The sequence below is a fragment of the Pseudoalteromonas sp. JC28 genome, from assembly GCF_013319255.1.
GTDB lineage: Bacteria > Pseudomonadota > Gammaproteobacteria > Enterobacterales > Alteromonadaceae > Pseudoalteromonas.
Genome location: NZ_QOKX01000002.1, coordinates 265,249 through 288,448, shown reverse-complemented (window position 1 = coordinate 288,448; position 23,200 = coordinate 265,249). Strand labels below are relative to the sequence as shown.

19 protein-coding genes are annotated in these 23,200 nt (G+C 41.1%); 11 read left to right on the top strand and 8 right to left on the bottom strand.

Features of this window, described 5'->3' with window-relative positions; all coding sequences use genetic code 11:
- The first annotated feature begins 122 nt into the window (after nt 1–122).
- The 4 genes from DS891_RS06460 to rluF all read left to right on the top strand — a co-directional run bounded on the left by DS891_RS06460 (nt 123) and on the right by rluF (nt 4,546).
- Nucleotides 123–1,340, top strand: coding sequence for an EAL and HDOD domain-containing protein (locus DS891_RS06460; protein WP_174169230.1), 1,218 nt, complete (start codon nt 123–125; stop codon nt 1,338–1,340).
- Nucleotides 1,340–2,437: a DUF418 domain-containing protein gene (locus DS891_RS06455; RefSeq protein WP_254605729.1), complete on the top strand. Its 1,098-nt coding sequence runs from the start codon at nt 1,340–1,342 to the stop codon at nt 2,435–2,437. The genes DS891_RS06460 and DS891_RS06455 overlap by 1 nt, the downstream gene beginning before the upstream one ends.
- Nucleotides 2,430–3,503 carry an ABC transporter substrate-binding protein gene (locus tag DS891_RS06450; protein WP_174169229.1) on the top strand — a complete coding sequence of 358 codons (1,074 nt, stop codon included), beginning with the start codon at nt 2,430–2,432 and terminating at the stop codon, nt 3,501–3,503. Before DS891_RS06455 ends, DS891_RS06450 begins: the two co-directional genes overlap by 8 nt.
- Before the next feature lie 65 nt (nt 3,504–3,568).
- Nucleotides 3,569–4,546: a 23S rRNA pseudouridine(2604) synthase RluF gene (gene rluF / locus DS891_RS06445; RefSeq protein ID WP_174169393.1), complete on the top strand. Its 978-nt coding sequence runs from the start codon at nt 3,569–3,571 to the stop codon at nt 4,544–4,546.
- A gap of 125 nt (nt 4,547–4,671) precedes the next feature.
- Here rluF and minE read toward each other — a convergent pair whose 3' ends face one another.
- Genes minE through minC form a run of 3 tightly spaced genes read right to left on the bottom strand, consistent with a single transcriptional unit; the run spans nt 4,672 to nt 6,453 of the window.
- Entirely contained in the window at nt 4,672–4,932 is a 261-nt protein-coding gene (gene minE, locus DS891_RS06440) for a cell division topological specificity factor MinE (RefSeq protein WP_010372964.1), read from the bottom strand.
- A gap of 1 nt (nt 4,933) precedes the next feature.
- Entirely contained in the window at nt 4,934–5,743 is an 810-nt protein-coding gene (gene minD / locus DS891_RS06435; RefSeq protein ID WP_010372960.1) for a septum site-determining protein MinD, read from the bottom strand.
- A 5-nt stretch (nt 5,744–5,748) separates the two neighbouring features.
- Nucleotides 5,749–6,453, bottom strand: coding sequence for a septum site-determining protein MinC (minC, locus tag DS891_RS06430; protein ID WP_010372958.1), 705 nt, complete (start codon nt 6,451–6,453; stop codon nt 5,749–5,751).
- A 135-nt stretch (nt 6,454–6,588) separates the two neighbouring features.
- On the opposite strand from minC, the gene DS891_RS06425 reads away from it, so the two are divergent.
- Together DS891_RS06425 and DS891_RS06420 are read left to right on the top strand one after the other, a co-directional pair.
- Nucleotides 6,589–6,870 carry a YcgL domain-containing protein gene (locus tag DS891_RS06425; protein ID WP_174169228.1) on the top strand — a complete coding sequence of 94 codons (282 nt, stop codon included), beginning with the start codon at nt 6,589–6,591 and terminating at the stop codon, nt 6,868–6,870.
- Nucleotides 6,867–7,883 carry a lytic transglycosylase domain-containing protein gene (locus DS891_RS06420; RefSeq protein ID WP_010605402.1) on the top strand — a complete coding sequence of 339 codons (1,017 nt, stop codon included), beginning with the start codon at nt 6,867–6,869 and terminating at the stop codon, nt 7,881–7,883. Before DS891_RS06425 ends, DS891_RS06420 begins: the two co-directional genes overlap by 4 nt.
- 195 nt (nt 7,884–8,078) lie before the next feature.
- Here the strand turns inward: DS891_RS06420 and DS891_RS06415 are convergent, their stop codons facing one another.
- The 3 genes from DS891_RS06415 to DS891_RS06405 are packed head-to-tail and all read right to left on the bottom strand — an operon-like array spanning nt 8,079 to nt 10,977.
- Nucleotides 8,079–9,077, bottom strand: a complete 999-nt coding sequence (locus tag DS891_RS06415) for a cytochrome d ubiquinol oxidase subunit II (RefSeq protein ID WP_010372949.1) — start codon at nt 9,075–9,077, stop codon at nt 8,079–8,081.
- The gene (locus DS891_RS06410; protein ID WP_174169227.1) at nt 9,070–10,416 is read right to left on the bottom strand and encodes a cytochrome ubiquinol oxidase subunit I; all 1,347 of its coding nucleotides are present in this window, start codon (nt 10,414–10,416) and stop codon (nt 9,070–9,072) included. Before DS891_RS06410 ends, DS891_RS06415 begins: the two co-directional genes overlap by 8 nt.
- 15 nt (nt 10,417–10,431) lie before the next feature.
- A complete protein-coding gene (locus DS891_RS06405) occupies nt 10,432–10,977 on the bottom strand; it encodes a GbsR/MarR family transcriptional regulator (protein WP_010605404.1) in 546 nt (181 codons plus the stop codon).
- 249 nt (nt 10,978–11,226) lie between these two features.
- On the opposite strand from DS891_RS06405, the gene DS891_RS06400 reads away from it, so the two are divergent.
- The 4 genes from DS891_RS06400 to DS891_RS06385 all read left to right on the top strand — a co-directional run bounded on the left by DS891_RS06400 (nt 11,227) and on the right by DS891_RS06385 (nt 18,694).
- Entirely contained in the window at nt 11,227–12,411 is a 1,185-nt protein-coding gene (locus DS891_RS06400; RefSeq protein WP_010605405.1) for an ectonucleotide pyrophosphatase/phosphodiesterase, read from the top strand.
- A gap of 475 nt (nt 12,412–12,886) precedes the next feature.
- Nucleotides 12,887–14,476 (top strand): sensor domain-containing diguanylate cyclase, encoded by a 1,590-nt coding sequence (locus tag DS891_RS06395; RefSeq protein WP_102058046.1) that lies wholly within the window; start codon nt 12,887–12,889, stop codon nt 14,474–14,476.
- Nucleotides 14,477–14,569: 93 nt separating this feature from the next.
- Nucleotides 14,570–15,973 carry a YfcC family protein gene (locus DS891_RS06390; protein ID WP_102058047.1) on the top strand — a complete coding sequence of 468 codons (1,404 nt, stop codon included), beginning with the start codon at nt 14,570–14,572 and terminating at the stop codon, nt 15,971–15,973.
- 174 nt (nt 15,974–16,147) lie between these two features.
- Nucleotides 16,148–18,694 carry a bifunctional diguanylate cyclase/phosphodiesterase gene (locus tag DS891_RS06385; protein ID WP_174169226.1) on the top strand — a complete coding sequence of 849 codons (2,547 nt, stop codon included), beginning with the start codon at nt 16,148–16,150 and terminating at the stop codon, nt 18,692–18,694.
- A gap of 55 nt (nt 18,695–18,749) precedes the next feature.
- On the opposite strand, the gene hemH is transcribed toward DS891_RS06385, so the two are convergent.
- Nucleotides 18,750–19,769 carry a ferrochelatase gene (hemH, locus tag DS891_RS06380; RefSeq protein ID WP_174169225.1) on the bottom strand — a complete coding sequence of 340 codons (1,020 nt, stop codon included), beginning with the start codon at nt 19,767–19,769 and terminating at the stop codon, nt 18,750–18,752.
- 236 nt (nt 19,770–20,005) lie between these two features.
- Between hemH and DS891_RS06375 the strand changes: the two genes are divergently transcribed.
- Nucleotides 20,006–21,559: a PAS domain-containing methyl-accepting chemotaxis protein gene (locus DS891_RS06375; RefSeq protein WP_174169224.1), complete on the top strand. Its 1,554-nt coding sequence runs from the start codon at nt 20,006–20,008 to the stop codon at nt 21,557–21,559.
- Nucleotides 21,560–21,668: 109 nt separating this feature from the next.
- Here the strand turns inward: DS891_RS06375 and DS891_RS06370 are convergent, their stop codons facing one another.
- Entirely contained in the window at nt 21,669–23,132 is a 1,464-nt protein-coding gene (locus DS891_RS06370; protein WP_174169223.1) for a S41 family peptidase, read from the bottom strand.
- Nucleotides 23,133–23,200: the final 68 nt, after the last annotated feature.

Here is a 23,200-nt window from a genome sequence, read left to right as displayed (position 1 = left end):
AAGCTATTATTTTGATTCTTAATAGCTTAGGTTGATTTTCTTTATCATCATAAAGGGTTAAAATCTAAAAATTGCTAAACCAAAAGTGCGATTGTTCACTTTAGGTACGAAGGAGTTTTTGTTTGAAGGTTTTTGTGGCCCGCCAAGCCATATTTAATCGTAAAAAACAAGTTGTTGCATACGAATTGTTGTTTCGCGATGGTGTAAAAAATAGCTTTCCAAATATTGCAGATGATGCAGCGACAGCCAAGCTGATAATGAATAATCAACTTAACCTCGGCATGCGATATCTCACTTCGGGAAAGAAAGCGCTAATTAATATTGGTCCAGACTCATTACGTCAGGAGCTGTGTGAGTTTCTCCCAGCAAGTGATGTGATCTTAGAACTATTGGAGACTATTCCGCCAACAAAACAAAATTATGAGCGGATAAGAGGCTTATTTCACAGCAACTTTAGACTCGCGTTAGACGATTTTGAATACTCAAAAGAATGGGAACCTTTCTTAAAGCTCGTAAGGTTGATTAAGTTCGACGTCATGGAAAACCCGCTGGACACTATAGTGCCAGTGATTGACATGATTAAAGAGCGAAAGAACATTAAACTACTTGCGGAAAAAGTCGAAACCGAAGAAGAATTCGAGCAAGCTAAAAAGATGGGATTTCAGTTCTTTCAAGGCTACTTCTTTGCAAAACCAAAAATGATTGAGCAAAAAGACATTACTATCAATTATGTGATAGTCATGCTCATTTATGAAGAAGCACTCAAACCGAATATGAGTATTACGCGATTAGCCGAGTTGTTTGCTCAGGACACTGCGCTTGCGTATAAACTGCTAAGGCTTATTAATTCCGGCGTATTTCCGATCAAAAGTCGTATCGAATCTTTAAAGCAAGCCCTGGTATATTTAGGAAACGAGCGTGTAAAAAAGTTTGTAAACTTAATTATGACAGCCCACGTAGCCGAGGGAAAACCGACAGAATTAACACGCCTTTCTATCGTTCGTTCACGGTTTTGTGAACTTATCGCACAGCAAATATCGCCAGGGCTTGCCAATATGAGCTTTATGACAGGGTTATTTTCTCTGCTTGATGCCATTCTTGACAGGCCAATGGAGCAGGTTGTAAACAAGCTACCTTTTCCTGAGCAACTCCATGATGCTTTGATAGGCAAACCCAACACACTATATTATATTTTAAATATCGTTAGAGCCTATGAGTCTGGAAGCTGGTGGACTCTGCAGGATGCGTGCAGTTATTTAAACTATAAAGACGAAAACCTTCCTGATTTTCATGCCGCTGCGATAAACTGGGCTGATATGTATAAAAACCGTGTGTATTGATGAATAGAATTATTGCGATGGATGCGATCCGCGGGTTCGCGCTGCTTGGCTTGCTTTCCATGAATATGGTACATATGGCCAATTTTGAGTTGGGTTATGTACCAGCTCAAACTGCCCACTATCTTGATCCGTTCTTCGCAATGGTTAACAGTATTTTCTTTGATGGTCGATTCAGAACCTTATTTGCCATGTTATTTGGGGCGGCATTGTGCATTCAGGTAGCAAAGACAGATGATCAGAGCCTTGCAAGACATCGACTAACATGGTTAATGGTTTTCGGTGTGTTACACGGCCTGTTGGTTTGGCCTGGAGATATTTTATTTAATTATGCGTTGAGTGGATTTGTAGCGCTACGATTTATAGATGCGAGCGACAAAAAGCTAAACCGCTATGCGATAGGATTCATTTTAGTCCCTTCTATTGCTATCAGCTTATTGCTATTAATTGATCCAGAACCACAAATAAATAGAACTTCAGAAGTCTACCTCGAGTTTTTGCAGCAAATTCCAGCAAGCTACTTAGAACTACTCACCCTTAATGGCCTGTACTTTATCATTATTAGTTTGCTTATCCCGGTTATTACTTTGTGGTATACCGCCGGGTTAATGCTACTTGGTATGCGTTTATATCGAAGTGGAATGTTTGATTTAGAGCGTGCTGAACCTGTTCATAAAATTAATTTGTTTGCCGTTGTAGCCATTATTTTGTCATTTGTGGGCTTTGTTCTTGAGCGTAAGCTAGGCGTCGAGTTTTTTGAAGGAATAGATTGGATCCTTGCGATACCCGTTGCGTTGTTTTATGTCGTTGTAATCAAGGCGGCAATGCGAGGTGCAAAACATCAACTTTGGAGTTTACAATGTGTTGGGCGCCTAGCGCTTTCGTTTTATCTTCTCCAGTCAATTGTGTTTGTAAGCTATTTTTACTTTATAAACCCGAACGCTATCAGCACTTGGGAGCGGGTGGATTATTTCTCGGCATTTGTAATTGCGTCTATAATTCAATTAGCCCTTGCGTCTATTTATTTTAAGTTGTTTAAGCAAGGCCCATTTGAGAAGTTATTGAAGTTGCTAGTAATACGAAGAGCCCGCTATGATTAAAAAAGTACTAATTGGGGTAGTGCTATGGATGGTGTGTTTTAGTGTTGATGCTAAACAGTCTTTAAATGTCTTGTTTGTTAATCCTTCTGTGCCTGGTGAACCATTTTGGCAGCGCGTCCAAGGCATTACAGAAGCGGCAGCGGATCAATTCGATATTAGATTAGATGTGATCTATGGAGAAGGAAACCGAATTATACAGCTTGCTGAGCTTAAAAAATATTTGAGTTATCGTGCTACTCCCGATTATGTCATCCTTATTAATTATCCTGGTGGTGCCGAGGAAAGCCTAAAGCTTTTAGAAAAATATGGTATCAATCATATTACTTTAGAAGAAACGATTTCTGGCCCTGAAAGGCAAGCGATTGGTAATCCAAAAGAACACTATAAGTATTGGCTTGGGGAAGTGCATCACGATAATGACCAAGCCGGTTACGATTTGGCAAAGCAGCTATACCAACAAGCTAAAACTAACGGTCATGAGACAATTTACCCTATTGCTATCAATGGTCACTATGGCACAGAGTCAGATATTAGAAGTAACGGTGCAAAGCGCTTTTTTGATGAAGTTGGCGTGGTGGTTCAGCAAACTGTCTACGCCGGGTGGTCAAAAGAACAAGCGCTTGATAAGACTAAGAAATTGTTGCACCGCTATCCAAAAACAAACCTTATTTGGTGTGCGTCAGATTTGATGGCGATGGGAGCTATCACCGCAGCAGCATCAAGCACCTCACAAATAGTGTTTGGTGGATTTGATTGGTTGTCTGACACTTTTGAGCTTATTGAACACAATGAGATGCAAGCATCCGTTGGTGGACACTTTATGATGGGGGCTTGGGCGTTGATTTCGGTGTACGATCATTATTATGGGCACCCTTTTTGGAAGGATAACACTGAACTTGCGTTTGATTTAACTGTGATCACCAAGGAAAATCTAGCTGACTATTACTGGATAAAGTCAGCGAAAAACTGGCAATCTATCGATTACAAGACAATGAGTCTTAGAGGAAAGCCTAAAGAGCAGTATCATTTTTCTCCTGAGCTATTAAGAAAAAGTTTGCAAAAGTAGAAATGCAGTAGTGTAAAGTGGTTGAAGCGATTACAATACGGGTTTTTACTCAAAGTGGTTGTATCGTGACAGAGCAAAAGCGCCTCAATAAATACATCAGTGAAACTGGATTCTGCAGTCGTCGAGAAGCTGATGACTTAATCGCCTCAGGCCGTGTCAAAGTAAATGGAATTCTACCAGAAATGGGCACCAAAGTGTCTGATGCTGACACTATCATCATTGATGGTAAGCCTTTGAAAGCAAAGCCAAAGGCTGTATTTATTGCTTATAATAAACCTGTTGGTGTAACTTGTACCACCGAGCGAAAAATCAGAAGCAATATTGTCAGTGCAATCAACTATCCTGAGCGTATTTTCCCTATTGGTCGCTTAGACCGTCCATCCGAAGGATTAATTTTCTTGACCAACCAAGGCGATATGGTCAATAAAATCCTTCGCGCCGGCAATAACCATGAAAAAGAATATGAGGTTGTGGTCGATAGGCCCATTGATGAGCGCTTTGTAAAACGTATGTCCTCAGGTGTTCCAATCCTTGGCACTGTCACAAAGCCTTGTAAAGTTCGTAAAACCGGGGCTAAGTCATTTACCATTGTATTGACCCAAGGCTTAAATCGTCAAATTCGCAGAATGTGTGAATATCTAGGATTTGAAGTAACACACCTTAAACGTATTCGGATAATGAATATCGATCTAACTGGCCTTAGCTCTGGTAAGTGGCGCCACCTTAACGAAAACGAAATGCGAGCGATTAATCACGCCACAGAGTCATCGAGTAAAACGCAAGAGGCATCAGCGGGGGCTGGTGCGGGAAAACAGCATGATAAGCCTAGTAGTGAAGTTGCTCGTCCAAAGCAAGATAGGCGAGCGCATAACAGCAAAGATCGAACAACTGAACTCGACAAACAAAATAGCGTTAAGTCTAAGCCAAAAACGCGAAATGGTGAACAAAATCACAGTCACAACAAACGTAAGTCAAGCCCAAAGCACAATACTAAGCCTGCAAAAAGGGTCAAAGGTACTTTGTCCTTAAATAAGAGTAAGTAATCTGAAGTTCGGACAATTCAGCAAAGAGTAGGGCAATGTAAAGCCCCTTGACAGCTTAATTAGAATGGGCAAAACGAAATAAATAAGGGCTATAGAAATAGCCCTTATCACATTTACTCAAACTGTTACTTTTCATCATCAGGTAGAGTAACGTTCAATTCTAATACTGCTAAGTCATCCTCGTTTTGTTCAAACTGGACGTTGACAGCATCCGAATCTACTTTCACATATTTACGAATAACATCGAGTATGTCTTGCTTAAGCTGTGGTAAGTAGTCAGGTGTACCACGCTTTGAGCGTTCGTGCGCAACGATGATTTGCAGTCGCTCTTTCGCTAGTGACGCGCTATTTTTTTTCTCAGAACGAAAATAATCTAGTAATGACACCTTACCCTCCAAAGATCCGTTTGAAGATACCTTTCTTCTCAACTTGTAAGAAACGGAAATCAACGACTTCACCTAATAAGCGGTTAATTGCATCGCTATATGCTTGGCCTGCATCTGACTCTTGGTCTAAGATAACCGGTTGACCTGAGTTAGATGCATTAAGTACTGCTTTTGATTCAGGTATTACACCTAGTAAGTCAATCGCTAGAATTTCTTTAACATCGTCTACCGACAACATTTCACCGCTATCTACACGCTCTGGGTTATAACGTGTAAGCAATAGGTGTTCCTTAACCGGCTCTAGGCCCATTTCAGCGCGCTTCGACTTGCTTTGTAGAATACCTAAAATACGGTCTGAGTCACGAACGGATGAAACTTCAGGGTTAGTTGCTACCACGGCTTCATCTGCGAAGTACAATGCCATCATTGCACCTGCCTCAATTCCTGCAGGGGAATCACAAATGATGAAATCAAATTCTTCTTTCATCTCATTTAACACGCGCTCAACCCCTTCTCGAGTGAGGGCGTCTTTATCACGAGTCTGAGAAGCCGGAAGAATATAAAGTTTTTCGACGCGCTTATCTTTAATCAATGCTTGATTTAAATTTGCTTCACCGTTGATAACGTTGACAAAATCATAAACAACGCGACGCTCGCATCCCATGATTAAGTCGAGATTTCTAAGACCAATATCAAAATCGACAATGGCTGTTTTATAACCCTTTAGCGCTAAGCCAGTACCAATTGCTGCACTTGACGTTGTTTTACCAACACCGCCTTTACCTGAAGTTACGACAATAATTTTTGCCATCTGATTTATCCTTTGACCAAAGCTGTAATTTTTAATGATTCGTCTTGTTGTGTTATTTGAGCAGCTTGACCCCAGTGTTCACCTTGCAGCGAATCACTGATCCAATAACTCCCGTTTATAGACACCAGCTCAGCTTCTAAGCGCTGACAGAATATACTCGTGTCTTCTTGGCCTTGCGCACCTGCGATTGCACGACCACGTAAAGTACCGTAAATGTGCACGTTACCATCGGCGATAACTTCTGCACCATGACTTACAGCACCTAGCACGATCAGATCACGGTCTTTAGCATAAATTTGCTGACCACTACGTACCGTTCCGTTCACAATTTGAGCAGGAAGATAAACTTGTTTTTCTACTACTTCTGCTGCTTGAGATTGTGATGGGGTACTCGGTTGCACATCCCTTGAATAGTTTAGTACAGAAAACCCGGCTTCTTTGGCTAAGTCGTGCTGACTTTGAGTACCGCTACACACACCCACTGGATTGAGCTGTAAATCGACCAGTGTTTGCTTTAACTCTTTGAATTCTACAGTTTGCTCCTGAACATCAGCTAAATTAACGACAATTGGTGCACCTTGAAAAAATTTAGGCGCTTGCGAAATTTTGCTATCAAGATCTTGCCTTAACTTGGTCAGATCTAAAGAAAACAACTGCAGCACAGAGAGTGTAAATAGATTTCCTTTTAGTTCGAATGTTTGATTTGCCATATGTACTCAAATTTCTGTTACAACCGCCGCTAAAGCCTTATCTAGCTGACTTTAGCGGTTAGTAAAACTTTCCACAACTTACTAATAGCATGGTATAGTGACCGCCCATGATTAGCAAGAATTTATAGGCTTATAATGCTCACTGCCATATACAAAAGTCCAAAAAAAGCGGATACCTATCTTTTTGTAACTAAAAGAGATGATTTTTCCAATGTCCCTGCACCGTTAATGGAAACTTTCGGCACTCCTACCTATGTCATGATCATTGACCTTGCGAGAAGAACAAAATTGGGAATTGCTGATCTTGAAACGGTTAAGCAAAAATTAACTGACGATGGGTTTTACTTGCAACTTCCACCGCATACAGAAAGCTTGCTTGATGAATTTAGAGAGCAAAACGGAGTAACAGATTCGTGATAAAAAAAATTTCCCTACTAGTAGCCTCAGTTTGCTTGTCCACATCAGTCTTTGCTAATACTCAAGCGAAGTTTGATGAATACCTCAAAAACTTAAAACAAGAAGCGATTGACAAGGGCTATACACAACAATTAGTTGATGAGGCTTTTGCAACAGCAGTATTTAAGGAAAAGGTGATTAAGGCTGATAAATCCCAGCCAGAAATTGTCGAAACACTAGAAACTTATTTACCCAAGCGCGTCCCTGAATGGAAAATCCAACAGGCTCGCAAACTCTACAAAGAACACCAAGAATCTTTAGAAAAAATAGCAAAAGAATATGGCGTACAGGCACGGTTTATTGTTGCCCTATGGGGCCTTGAAAGCAACTTTGGTCGTATTCAAGGCGGCTATCCAGTCATTAGTGCGTTAGTGACGCTTGCTTTTGATGGTCGTCGAGAAGCTTTGTATAAAAGACAGTTGTGGGCTGCGCTGGATATTTTAAGAGATGGTCACATCGGTCTGGATGATTTCAAAGGATCGTGGGCAGGAGCAATGGGTCAAACTCAGTTTATGCCAACTTCATTTACGTCTTATGCTGTCGATTATAATAAAGATGGTCGTAAGGACATTTGGACGACACAAGAAGATGCTTTTGCGTCAATAGCCAATTACCTGAAAAGTGTGGGCTGGAACGACGATCTCACTTGGGGTCGCCAAGTTAAGCTACCTGAAGGTTTTGACAATAGCTACATTTTAAAGCGTGGTACTAAAACGCACAGCGAATGGTTAAAAGAGTGGAGTAAATCAGAGCGTTCATTGCAGGAGTGGCAAGCGCTTGGTCTTCGTAGGATGGATGGAACTGACTTGCCAAAAGTGAATATCACAGCCGCTTTAGTGATGCCAGATGACGCCAATGGCCGGATGTACTTGGCTTATGACAATTACAAGGCTTTAATGAATTGGAATAGATCTTATTACTTTGCCTCAAGCGTTGGATATTTATCTGACAGAATAGGTTACCCAAAGATTTAGCCACAAAGTCAGACTTAGCCCGCTCGAATAGCGGGCTTTTTTATGCCTATTTATTGGATGATAAAGCTTGCTTCGCAGGCATTAGATTTGCAGTAAACAAAAAAGACATATAGCAAAGACGAGTAGTATTCATAAAGCAATAAAAAAGGCAGCGTCCAACTCGCTGCCTTTTGGTTGGGCTAATGTATGCAAGTGTCAATAGTAGGACAAAGGTTGAACCTTGCCCCAAAAGACTCGGTACGAAAATAGTGTATATGCAATTAAGGTCGGCACCACAATGACTACGCCATATAATAAGAAAGTAAGAGCCGATGCGTCAGCGACCGCTTCGAAGATGGTTAGCTTGCCTGGCACTACGAATGGGTAAAAGCTATAAACTAAGCCGAAGAAGCAAAGCACAAAGATAAATGCTGAAATCAGGAACGGTAACCAAGCACCATTATCCGGCGACTTTGGTAGTTTCTGTAACACAAGTTCTAAAATTACAAAGAGCGACAAGCAAATAATCGGGGCTGGTAATACGACTAAGGCCATCGGGAGGTCAAACCAACGCTCATAGATCCACTCATTAATCGCTGGGTTGATGATAGAAACGAGCAACACCCCAACAAAGGCTACTCTCGCAAATTTTTTGCACCAGCTAATCGCATCTTGCTGCAATTGCCCTTCACACTTCATAATTAGCCATGCAGAACCAATCAAGCCATACGCGCAGACAACGCCAATTCCACTAAAGACCGCAAATGCATGGGCTAGAGGGGTATTTTCAAAGCCTATAACATAAAGCCCCAGCATATACCCTTGCGCAAATGATGTGAGTAGTGACCCAAATTTAAATACTTTGTCCCAGCGCCTTTGGCGTTTAACTCTCGCTTTTGCTCTGAAATCAAAAGCGACACCACGCATAATTAAGCCAAAGAGTAAAAACACAACAGGAATGTAGAGCGCCTGCAAGATCATACTATGGGCTTGAGGAAATGCGATAAATGCGAGGCCTACAGCTAAAACTAACCACGTTTCATTAGCATCCCAAAATGGACCGATAGAGGCTATCATAGTGTCTGCGGTTTCTTTATCGTCCAGCGGGATCATCATGCCAACGCCAAGGTCGTAACCATCTAATATTGCATAAACAAGCACTGCGAGTGCCATTAAACCTGCATAGATGAGAGATAGATATTCCGGATTAAACACGAGTCACCTCCTCAGCAAATTCCTTCATGTCGTATTCTTCCACTTCTACAGACTTGCTAGCAGTGTGGAACAAAGTGCGAATATAAGCGTACAGTAAGATTGCGTATATCGTCAGATAGCCAATGAGTGTAAATAAGACGTTTTCTGAGGCAATTGTTGTGACTGCATCTTCAACTCTTAAGATACTACTGACGATATAAGGTTGGCGGCCAATTTCTGTGACATACCAGCCTGCGAGGGTAGCCACCCAGCCTGAGAAAGTCATCGCAACAAGCGTTTTCAGTTGCCACTTCGGTAACTCGCCCTTTTTCCATAATGTAAAACGAGTGACAAACGCAACTAAGATCATCAGCATGCCCATCCCAACCATGATTCTAAAACCGAAAAAGACGGGCTTAACAGGTGGGTGTTCACCTTTAAATTCATTAAGCCCTTTAATTTCACCGTTAACGTCGTGGGTAAGAATAAAACTTGCCATGTTAGGAATACCGAGCGCAAAGTCGTTGCGTCTTTCTTCCTCATTCGGAATTGCGAATAATAGTAGTGGTGCACCTTTCTCTGTTTCCCAAACCCCTTCCATTGCTGCAATTTTTTGTGGTTGATGTTTTAGCGTATTTAGGCCATGCAAATCGCCAACGAAAGCCTGCAATGGAGTAAGCAGGGCCGCAACTGTTAACGCAACGGTTAGCGCCTTTTTGGGGGCATGTTTTTCGTCGTTTTTCAGCATCCGATACGCACTGACACCAGCTATCAAAAATGAAGCCGTCAGTGCACTAGCTAGTAGCATATGGAAGAAGCGATAACCGAATGAAGGATTGAAAATAACTTCAAACCAGTCCGTGGGATATACGATACCGTCTCTAAGTTCAAAGCCCGTCGGGGTTTGCATCCAACTATTCAAAGACAGGATCCAAAATGCGGAAAGCGTTGTACCTATGGCGACGATAAAGGTGGCTAAAGTATGTATTTTAGGTGGTACGCGCTTCATGCCAAACAACATGATCCCTAAAAATGTTGCTTCCATAAAAAATGCGGTCAATACTTCATAACCGAGCAAGGGACCTGCAATATTGCCGACTTTCTCCATAAAGCCGGGCCAGTTTGTACCAAACTGAAACGACATAGTAATGCCGCTTACGACACCAAGTGCAAAGGTCAATGCAAAAATTTTGACCCAAAAGCGATAAGCTCTTAACCAAACCGGGTGTTCGGTTAGGTCATACTTGAGTTTAAAAAACGCTAGAAACCAAGCTAACGCGATGGTTATCGTGGGAAAGAGAATATGAAAACTAATATTTGCTGCGAATTGTATTCGCGACAACAACAACGTATCAAGCATGACGCACCTCGCACTTTAAGACTTACGTAATAATTTATCCTTTAAATCTATTACTTTACTCACAGAAGAACCGAGCTTCATCAACGATTGCAATTGCTCTGGTGATAGGCGTTGAAGTTCCGCTGACCACTTAGTGACGGTTTCAAGTAGGTCATGAATGGATTGCATTTGCTGCTGTGCATACACTTCTTCTGGTGAGTTGGCGCTATCTAGGATTTGGTCACGAAGTAGAGTTAGTGTTGGGTCGATTTCCCTTTTTCTTCTCTCTTCAAATACGCGGTTAGCGAGATCCCAAATAGAGCCGTTTGGAGAGTAGTATTCTTTACGGTCGCCGGGAATATGATGCACCTTAACTAGTTGCCAAGATTGCAATTCTTTTATTCCCATACTCACGTTACCGCGTGAAATTTTTAACGCATCGGCGATTTCGTTCGCTGTTAATGGTTTTTCATTAATAACCAACAAACCAACCATTTGTCCTATAGTTCTGTTGAAACCCCAACGGCTTCCCATTTCGCCGCAATGAAGTACAAAATTTTCTATTTTTGGTGATAAGTTCATTGTTCTAAACTTTCAGTAATTATTGAAACTTTAATATAAAGGTCACTTTGACTTAGATCAAGCATTAATTAAGCTCAACTACAACATAGTGAAAGTTAACCTTCCCCGAATATCTATAATTGCCATCCACTGACCGCAAATCAATATAAATTTCAAATCATTGTGATTTAATGCGGCCACAATTACACGGATTATGCTGCACAGCCTCCTACTTTTGCAGCGGTACTCACATGACACGGGAATTTATACATGTTAAGAATCCTCCTTTTCACCTTATCTATCTTTAGTTGCACTGCTTTTGCTGAGCGCGCGACAACCATATTGATCTCCATTGATGGGTTTAGATGGGATTACATTGAAAAACACGATGCAAAGAATATTGCAAATCTTGCGAAGCAGGGCGTCCGCGCGACTAAGCTATGGCCTCAATATCCGACTAAGACATTTCCGAATCACTTATCTATTGTTACGGGTTTAAAACCAATCAATCATGGCATTGTCGATAATTACTTTTGTGATAAGAAGCGTGAAGAGTGTTATAAGATGGGAATGGGTAAAGTGGATAGCTCGTGGATAAGTGGTATTCCGTTATGGAATCTTGTAAAAATGCACGGGTATAAGTCTGCCGCGTATTTCTGGCCTGAATCAGACGCTAGAATCAATGGTATGACGCCTGACTATTACTATCACTATTCAAAACAAGCCGATTACAAGAACCGTCTAAATGAAATACACAACTGGCTAAAATTACCAAAAAGCGAAAAACCATTGTTTGTCGCCAGCTACTTTTCTCTAGTGGATACCATGGGTCATGAATACGGACCAGATCATGAAAAAACGAGAGAAGCGGTACAATTTGTTGATGGCTTAATTGGAGATTTTGTCGCTGTTTTGAAAAGGGACAAAATTAAAGTGAACTTAGTACTTGTTTCTGACCACGGTATGGCAAGCGTAGAGCCAAGCAAAGCCGTTATCCTCGAAGAGCTAGATATACCTGAAGATTGGACGATAAAAAATAGCGGAACGAGGGTGTCACTTTATGCGTTAGGTGATAAAGTCCTTGAAACAGAGACGCTTATACAGCAGTTACGTAAAAAAGCGAATGGTCGTTATAAAGTATTAAATCGTGAGCGAAAACTGCAATTAAATGGCGGTGAGTCTTCTCGTATCGGTGACATTATCCTGCAAGCAAAAGCGCCTATTGTCTTTATGCAAAAAGGCAAGCAAGGCTATTATGGTACGCATGGGTATGAGGTGACACCTGATATGGCCGCATTTTTTGTCGCAAGTGGCCCTGCCTTTAAATCGGGTGTAACGATAGAACAAGCTAGCAATTTAGAAGTTTACCCAACACTTACACACATTATGGGGCTTAAGCCACTTAATGAGCTTGATAGTAGGGGGGAAAACCTATTAAAGCTGGTTAGGCAGTAAAACAGGCCATTTATTGTGTTCAGAGCCGATAAATAACGAGGCTCTGAACAAAAGCAGTAAAGCGCGCTACTTTTTATTGGAAGCCTTCATTAATCGTTTTGCTAAAGCAAAGACAATATAGACAAGAACCAAGGAATTAAGGACAAGCAATGCATCTTTATCAGATACGAACATCCATATCGCCGCGAGCGCAAGGCAAGCAAGTGTAAAGTGGCCAACTAGTGGATTGGTAGTCTTTTTCTTCATTAGAACTTCGCTGTATTTATGTTCAGATTATTTTACACCTGATAGCTGAGACAATACCAATAATCCGTTCAAAAAACTAAATATTTTTGGCTATGTGGTTATAATACCGGCACACAGAATGTGCACGTTCTTATTCGTTATTGGTCTGACCAGAAGTTTGATATAGATTAACTGTTTCATTCAAACGAATAGCTAAAATGTCATGGAAGTACATTAAAGAGAATTCTTAGTGGTACAAATAAATAAAGCAAAACATTGGTTAGACCTCAAAAAGCTCATACTCATTCTTGCCACATTATGCGTATTTACTTCGTTGCTAAACGCTCTGTTCTCAAGCTACCAAGTTCAAAAGCAAGTGATGGTAAAAGATACCTTGGAGGCAAATCGCGCTTATGCAACTAAGCTCGCGGATGTTACTGATCTCTTTTTACAATCAGTTTTGATGCAATTAAAAGCGTCAAGCGAAACTATCGCCTCGGAGCTAGATAACCCAGAGTTGGTCGATAACGAACTTAAGCAAATGCTTACTCGAACTCATAGTTTTGATTCAATCGTGCTAGTCAACGCCGATGGAGAAATTATCGGTGCTCAACCCAGTTCACTCGGTGTTGTTGGGACTACGCTTATAAATGAAGCCGAAACATCGCCACTTCGTAAACAGGCACCTTTCATTGTAGGGCCATTTATCTCTCCCGCCGGAAATTTGATGGTGAGCCCAACACACCCAATGTTTGATAGAGAAGGTAAATTTGTCGGCTTTATCGCAGCTGGGATTTATCTAAAAGGAGATAATATCTTAGGGCGGCTTCTTGCTAACCACCATCATAAGGACAAGACCTATATTTTTGTTACTGGACCAAACGGCAAACTAATCTATCATCACGACGATCATCGAATAGGACAAGATGTCACTGAAAATGAAGTTGTTGGGTCTCTGCTTAATAAAGTTTCAGGGTCAGCACAAGTGATAAATACCCAAGGCGTTGCGATGCTTGCGGGCTATGCTCTGGTTCCCACAAGTGGTTGGGGCGTAGTCGCACAACGTCCGTTAGAAGTTACTATGTCGCACCTTTCTAATACTATGCGGCACGTACTCAAAACTACCATTCCATTTACTGTACTTTTGTTAATTTGTGTACTTGGACTCGGAACCTTAATAGCAAAGCCCCTATGGCGATTAGCTAAGTTATCAGAGCAAGTGCAAGATGGTAGAAACATAGATTTTCCACATGTATCTACATGGTATTATGAAGCCGCATGGCTTTATCAGGCAATGCACAGCAGTGTTAAGAACTTAGGAGCACAGATCCAACGCTTTGACGATGAAAGAAAGCAAGATCAGCTTACTCATTTATTCAATAGACGAGGAATGGAAAAGTGGCTGGAGACTGCCTATGAGCAGCAAACTCCGTTTAGCATTATTGCGCTCGATATCGATCACTTCAAACATGTGAATGATACTTACGGCCACGATGTTGGTGATGTAGTAATCAGAAAACTCGCCGAGCTGATGCGCACTAATGCACGTGAACAAGATCACTTATGTCGTAGCGGTGGAGAAGAGTTTTTAATGTTTTTGCCATATGTAGACATTGATAAAGCAGACATAATTGCAGAACGCTTGCGTGCATGTACCGCTGAAACTGAGTTTGGTGAAGCTGGGCATATTACGATTTCACTTGGTATCTCTCACTGGCCGCTGTGCTCTGAGGATTTGCATCATGCACTTAAACTTGCAGACAGAAGTCTATATCAGGCGAAAGCAAACGGCAGGAACCGTGTTGAACATGCCGTTTTAGCCAATCACAATGTAGCATAATTGGAAATTTGATATTAAAAAGTGAAATTTGCTCCGAATATCGGTAAGATGCGTTGCAATTTTACCGTTACCAAATTTGGAGCTGTACTTTCCATGGCAAAAACATTGAAAGTTCCTCATACACTAGTCCTGCTACTAGGTATGATGCTAATTGCATTACTGTCGACTTGGATTATTCCACAAGGCTTTTTTGATACTGCAACTACTGACTCTGGCAGGCAGGTTGTGCTTGCTGGTACCTACCATATTGCAGAAGAGTCTGTTCATCTTACACCTTGGGATCTGCTAAAAGCTATTCCTCGTGCGTTTGCTGCTGCGCAAGACGTAATCTTTTTCGTTATGATTGTTGGTGGTGTACTCGCAATCGCACGTGCAACAGGCACCGTTGATGCGTTGATCGGTCGTTTACTTGAGAAAAATGGCGATAAACCACAAAAACTCATTTTTATGGTAGTGTTCTGTTTTGCAATCGCGTCAAGCGCTATTGGTACAGCAGGCGAATACATCCCGTTTGTGCTGATTTTAGTTGCACTCTGTAAAGCAATGAAGCTGGATGCCATGACCGCTGTTGGTATGATCATTGCCGGCTATGGTATTGGTTACGGTGTCTCGGCATTCAACCCATTTACGGTATTAATTGCTCAGCAAATTGCTGAAGTACCTGTCTATTCGGGCATATGGTTGAGATTTGCTATTTTTGTTCCATTTGTACTGATTGGCTTTCATCATGTATGGAGCTATACAAAAAAGGTACAGCAAAACCCTGAGCACTCTATGATGAAAGACGTGCCTTGCCCACTGGCAGGTCAGGCTGCGCCAAGCTATCCGCAGCTTAATGGTCGTCATAGAACTATTCTACTTACCTTCATTGTTACGCTTGTCTGTGCGGTTTGGGGTATTGCGACTCAAGGATGGTATCTCTACGAACTAGGTGGCTTATTTATCGCCTGGGGTATCGTTATTTCAATTCTTGGTAAACTTTCAGCTGATGAAGCCGCAAACCGATTTATCGAAGGAGTCTCAGATCTTGTTACTACTGCAGTGCTTATTGGTGTAGCTCGCGGTATTGCACTAATTCTAGAGGATGGTCAAATTCTTCATACGATTGTACATGGTCTTTCAACACCACTTTCTTATGTCGCTGCGGAAGTTTCAGCTGTTGGTATGTTACTTATCCAAACGCTTTTAAATATGTTCATACCTTCGGGCTCTGGTCAGGCTTATGTTACCATGCCATTGATGGTTCCAGTAGGTGACCTAGTTGGTGTACCAAGGCAAGTTGCAGTACTTGCGTATCAGTTTGGTGATGGTTTCTCAAACATGATAGTACCGACCAATGCAGTATTAATGGGGATACTCGGCATGGCTGGCGTCCCATATACCCATTGGTTTAGATTCTGTATGCCGTTAATGGCTAAACTCATGGTAGCAGCGGCAACTGTGTTGGTACTCGCTGTGATGTTTGGTTATGGCTTGGACGTGCAACCACAACTGTAGATAAACAAATTTTCTTCTTAGGTAGCGCCAATCGGCGCTATCTTGCTTTTACTAGACTCAATTTCTTTTCAAAAAGCAAATTTATTGATCTGTATTTATATTCTATGTAGTTTAATAAGCTATTATTATTTATTAAACAAAAATCTTGGTCGAGAATTAGCCATACAGACTTCTATGAATTTAACGTTTAGCCATTTTTACAATTTAACATCCACTAATCAGCGATATCAATTTGCATTGAAACAGCTGTTTGAACGGTTTGATGCGGATCATTGTTTTGTGGGTAAGTTTATCGATAACGATAAGCGCGTAAAGACCGTTATGTACCTGGCGGATGGTAAAGAAGTCGATAATATTATTTATGACCTAGAAGGGACGCCGTGTTTTGATGCTAAAGCAAGTAACGAAGTTTGCAGTGTTACCAGTGGCTTGCAACAACTTTATGAAGAAGATGAAATTCTTCGTGTTCTTAGTATAGAGGGGTATTTAGGGGTAACGTTAAGGGCCTTAGATCACAAACCAATAGGAATAATGGTCTGTTTGTTTAATAAAGAAAAACAAGTCAGCTTTGAAGAAAAATTGTGGTTTCAAGAGTTAGGACACCTGATCTCAACGGAGCTTAACCACAATTTAGAATTGACTAAACAAGGTATTTTACTAAAGCAACTTGCAAAAGGTGAGCAAATAGCGGACCTATGCACATGGACATGGCAACTTAAACAAAATAAGCACTACTTTTCCCCCCACCTAAATCATCTACTTAAGACAAAAGCTCATTCTCAGTCGCTGTCATTATTGCTCGATAAACTCACGATAGAAGATAGTGAAAGGCTGCGGATTGCATTAGAAAAAGTGAGGTTAGGTGCCGTTCGCAATACTGATTTGCAAGTTTCATTGGCCGCTCGCACGGAAAATCATGGGTTATTAAGAATTATTGGGCAAGTAGAGTCTGATGAGCAGCATAGCGATGAATTTGTATTCACTGCGACTATTCAAGATATTAGCTATATTTCATCGCTAAATAAACAGCTCGAACTCACTAATGTTGTGTTCGAGCATGCTACAGAAGCCATTATGATCACCAATAATGAAAATAAAATCATTATGGTGAATCGTGCTTTTGAGCGGCTAACGGGTTATACCGGCTACGAATTATTGGGCCAAGACCCCGCGGTGTTATCATCTGGTAAGCAAGATAAATCATTCTATGAAGCCATGTGGGCATCATTGAGCACGGTTGGCCATTGGAAAGGAGAGATCCACAACCGTCGCAAGAACGGTCAGATTTATCCTGAGGAATTAACACTGAGTGTGGTGAAGGATGAGCAAGGTCGAGTTGCTAACTACGTCGGCATTTTTAGAGATATTACCGAATGGAAGCGGAACGAATCTCAACTTACCTTCTACGCCAACCATGAACCATTAACAGCATTATTAAATCGCCGCAGTTTTATGCAGCGATTGGAAGAACAAATATCGGGCTCTAGAAGTAACAATACCAGTTGTTCACTGCTTTTCATTGGCTTAGACAGATTTAAAGAAGTGAACGATGTTTTTGGTCCAGAGATTGGCGATAAGGTACTTATTTCTGTAGCTAAACGATTAAAAAATGCAGTTCGCCAAAATGACATTATCGCAAGATATGGTGGTGATGAATTTGCGCTATTGCTCACTCATAGCGATGTAGAGAGCGCGCTTAAAATTGCTCAAAAGCTTTCACTGAAACTTTCTCAGCCCTATGTATTTAATGAAATTACTATAGAAGTCACTTGTTCTACAGGTATTGCACAGCTCGAGGCTGGCTCTCGGATCACCGCGGCTAACTTACTCAGAAACGCAGCGCATGCACTCAATAGCGTGAAAAAGACCGAGCGCGGACAGGTAGCCTTACACAATGCGGCAATTCAAAATGCCTATTTAAATAAAATAAAGCTTAAAGACAAGTTAAAGCAGGCACTGAAAGAAGGAGCGCTTACTGTTTATTATCAACCGATCGTTAATGCTGATACCAACCACATCACAAAGTTTGAAGCCCTAGTACGTTGGTTTGATGATGAATACGGAATGGTATCACCAGGTACTTTCATTCCTATTGCTGAAGAATTTGGTCTTATTCATTTAGTTGGACAGTTTGTACTTGAGCGTAGTTGCCAAGACTTAGCAAAGATCCACCAAGCTGGTTTTACAGAGGTTGGGATCTCTATTAACCGTTCTGTTAGTGAGTTTAAAGCCAGTATTAATCAGGTGAAGTTAATTACCAGTGCCATCGAAAAAGCAAAGATCCCGTATGAAGCAATTACCATTGAAGTTACCGAATCGCTTGCTACAAATCGCTATACTTGGAAAACGCTTAATCAACTGAGGGAACATGGGATCAAGGTTTCGCTTGATGATTTTTGTACTGGCTATTCATCATTAAGTAACTTGATAGAAAATCAGGTGGATTACCTAAAAATAGACAAAAGCTTTGTCGACAGCCTGATGTCTGATTATAACAAACAAGTAATGATTGACTGCCTCATTAAGCTCAGTGATAAGTTGGGAATTGGTGTGATAGCCGAAGGGGTAGAGCAGTTTACTCAACTCGAAAAATTACGAGAGCTCGGTTGTCATCACATTCAAGGATTCTTTTACAGTCCCGCAAAACCAATAGATGCCTGTCTTGAGCTACTCACAACAGACGCTTTTGCTGAACAAACACAAAGTGCGTTAGAAAAATAAAGGTGTGATATTTTGATATCACACCTAAAAATAGCAGATTGCTTCTGCGTCTTTATTACAGCAGTGGTTTTATCAGCGCTGTGATCGCTTTAATGTGATCATCACGGTCGTTTAGTGCGGGAATATAGCGATACTTTTCGCCGCCAGCAGACTCAAATACCTCTCGGTTTTCAACTTCTAACTCTTCGAGTGTTTCTAAGCAGTCTGCACTAAAAGCCGGACTTAAAATAGCGACGTTTTTAATACCTTGACTGGGAAAACTCTCAAGTGTTTTGTCCGTATAAGGTTGTAACCATTCTGCTTTACCAAAACGACTTTGAAAGGTAGTTATTACTTTTTCTTTATCAAGATTAAGTTTTTCAACGACTAAGCGAGTCGTTTGCTGACAAAAACAGTGATACGGGTCGCCTCTATCTAAAAATAGCTTTGGTGTACCATGATATGAAAATACCAATTTATCCGGCTCCCCATTCGCCTCAAGATCTTCGCTAATGGAATTAGCTAAAGATTCGACATAGAGCGGATGTTTGTGATAGCCATTAATAAAATGTAGCTCTGGTACCCAGCGCCAACCTCTTAGCACCTTTGAGATCTGATCAAAGGTTGAGCCTGTCGTTGCACTGGAATATTGAGGATATAGTGGCACGATGATAATTCTTGTGATGCCTTTTTCTCTTAATTTCTCAAGCCCTGATTCAATTGACGGGTTGCCATAGCGCATGGCGAGTTCAACTTCGATGTTTTCAAAACCTTCACTGCGTAACTGCTTCTTTATTTTATCAGTTTGCGCTCGACTAATGGTTATCAACGGGGAGCCCTCATCGGTCCAAATTGATTGATAGGCATGTGCTGACTTTTTAGGGCGAACACGTAAAATTATGCCATGTAAAATCATTAACCAAATTAGCCTTGGAATTTCGACTATACGGGGATCGGAGAGAAACTCCGCAAGATAAACTCTAAGTGCCTTAGCCGTCGGTGCATCCGGGCTACCTAAATTCGTAATAAGAATGCCCGTTTTGGAATTAAATCGGCCTTCATGGGGATTATCTGTAATGGCTGAAAAGCGAGACACTTAACGCTCCTTAGATTATCATTTTATTAGGGTTATTTTACAAGAAAGGCTATACGGGAGTAAGCCTAATTTCGATCTAAACTGGCATAAATCAATTTGCGCCTAAAATTAACTCACACTATAGTTGTAATTATCGTTAATTAATCCCTTCTCTATTGCTATTCATGGATTGAGGGCGTATTTTTCTGCAAATATTTAAGGGAAAATCAATTTTTTGTTAGTTTTGGACTTGTCTAATGAGAACCAACCACCCAGTAACCCAAAGAGAAAAAACCTTTCCTCGCGATGTAAAACTCATCTCCGTCACTGATCTGAAAGGAAATATTATTGACTGCAATCAAGCGTTTGTTGATGTTAGTGGATTTTCTCGTGATGAGTTAGTTGGTCAACCTCATAATATAGTACGACATCCAGATATGCCACCTGTGGCGTTTCAAACAATGTGGACGCAGCTTAAAACAGGCAAGCCATGGATGGGGATCGTAAAAAACCGCTGTAAAAATGGTGATCACTACTGGGTAGATGCCTATGTAACGCCAATAACAGAAAATGGCAAAATCATTGGCTATGAGTCGGTTAGAAGCTGCCCAGACAGGGCTACGGTTGAACGGGCAAGTCAACTTTATACAAACGTAAATACTAATAAAGGAAGCAGTTTCGGTCTTCCCAAATTACGCGTGGTTTGGCCAGTCTTTAACATCATCTCATCACTGGCACTTTGGTATTTTGCTTCTGAGTCTGCAGGATTTTTTTGGTTGATGGCAAATATGCTGGCATATTCAGCCTATGCAACTTGGCGCGATAAAGAACAGCTGAGAAGACTAGAATCTGAGTTGGCGCACAGTTTTTGCGATGAGATATCTGAGCAAGTTTATTCGACTTGGGATGGTACTATGGCATCAATCCAAGTCCGCTTAAAGAGCGAAAGGGCACACCTAGATACAATTCTTACGCGTGTTGAACATGCGGCGCAAAACGTATCTAAAGGAGCGCATACGGCGAGTAAAGAAGCGCGAGCCACCTATGCTGATTTACAAAAGCAGCAAACTGAGACTGAGCTTGTTGCCACAGCAATGAATGAAATGACAACAACCATCAACGATGTCTCTAACAGCGTGCAACTGAGTGCTAAAGATGCTCAGAACTCCCTTGATTTGACTTCTCAAACAGAACAGATCGCTAATAAAACTAAAATTGCTTTTGGTGATTTAAGTAATACCATTGCTGACATCCGCAATTCTGTTGAAGGTGTCTCTAAACAAACTGATAAAATTGCAGCAGCCGCACAAATTATCGAACAAATCGCTGAGCAAACTAATTTGCTAGCACTAAATGCAGCAATTGAAGCTGCGCGAGCTGGTGAGCAAGGTAGGGGCTTTGCAGTAGTTGCTGATGAAGTTAGACATCTAGCACAGCGCACACAAGAGTCGACGAAAGAGATCCATGCAATTATTGAAGAACTAACCAGCAGCACACAAGCGTCAGTAGACATTGCTCAGCAAGGCCAAGAAGAATCGCTTCACGGTATTGAACAGCTGAATCAAAGCACCGATATGCTACAACAAATCACCCAAGCGGTTATCCAAATTAGTGATATGTCGATGCAAATTGCAACTTCGGTTGAGCAACAAGCGGCCGTGTCTGATGACATTAATCAGCAAGTCGTAAACATTGCACAGCTTGCAAACAACAGCCTAGATAGCGCGGACAAAGTGCATCAAGAGAGTAAAGACCTAGAATCGACTGCTAAAGAAATGCACGAGTTGATTGTTCGTTTTAAGCGTAAGTGATGCTATTTAGTTGAGTTAAATGTAGTAGTTCAATCCATCGTTTTTTTGCTAAAATCCTTAAATGATAAAAAGGACATCGGTGGATGTCCTTTTTTCATTTTTTTCATAGTTAAGGCTCATAGCTTAGTAGTGACAATACTTTTTCAATCGCCGCATCTTTGTTCTCTTTTCTAAATGTGATGTCGAAGGGATCGACTTCAACGTCAACAGGAACACCTAGCACTTCCACATTCAAATCCAAACTATTTTCATAGTACTCATTACTAAGCTCATAAATCCAACCATTAGGCAGCATCCGTGGAAAAGTATCAGAGGTAGCACCAGCTGTAGCGCGTCCTACCAGTGTTACTTGAGGGAGCGCAGACATCGCCAACGCAAAGGTTTCGCCAGCACTGAAAGTACCGTTTGAGGTTAGAAGATAAATATCTTTAAGATAATATGGCCTGTCATTATCAGGCTCTGCATAAACCGATGTCAGCTGATGCAACGCCCCATCATAAAATGTACTAATATCCCAAACAAGCGTATTTTGTGAGATAAAGCGCTTGATTAATTCTAGTGCTTGTATGTCATGGCCACCTTCATTATCGCGAATATCAATAATCAGCTGATTAGTACGGGATAAGTCTGTGAAAATTTCATCCAGTAAATCGTTGAAAGCCGCATTGGCATAACTAATATCTTGACGCTCAATACCTGCTACATCAATAAAGTTTTGAAAATGATAGAGTTTCAAATAACCAATATGTTGACCACCAGTGTTAATCACTCCCCAATTAGGGCCATTCGGACTTTGCTGTTTACGTATTATAAAGTCTTGCTTTGTCTCTTGATCCAGATATTGTGCAATCGTCATTTGTAGTTGATTCGTTTGCGTTTCAATATATTTTTCAGCAGGCTCACCAGTCAAGTTTAGATCAACTGCTTCTCGTTCTAACCTTTTGAATAGGGTAGGTTTAGCTTCAAAATTTATCGGTTCTTCTTCAAGGCTAAAATAAAGCCTGGTGTGACCATCATTTAGTAGTTCAAGTATTTCACGAAATACGCCTAGTAGGTTTGTCTCATTGGCATCACTTAGCTGCCCAGCATACTGGTTATAAACAGCGTCCCAATCTACATTACGCTCAGAGAAAAATGCATAGTGATTTTTCATATCCAGCCAAAAAAGTTCAAAGATTGCCTGTGCGTCAAAGGTATAGTCACTTTTATCTGAGGTAGATATAAATCCGTCTTTACAGACTTCATCGAGACTGGATATTTCAGTGTATTTTACAGGGCCAGAATCGTAGGGTCGTTTATAGGTAAGCAAGCCTGCACTTTTGGCGCTAAACGCATCAAATAACGGAAGAGGGTCTAATGTCAGAATTGGATAGCAAGAGGAGCCTGTTACTTGCCAGGTCACTAGACGCTCATCAACTATTTGTTTTATTTCACCATAATGTTCCGAATACCAAAGCTCATTTCTTTGCGTTTGTTGAACAACCTCTACGCTGCTTTTATTTTCGTCAAAGTGGCAACCAGCAAGGCCGATACACAAGATTAAAGTGATCGGTCTTAAGTTGAATTTTTTCATCATAACTTCCTATCGATTAAAATATGAAGTTATTTTAAAGTGTAAGTAGTGATTTGATTGTCGCGGAT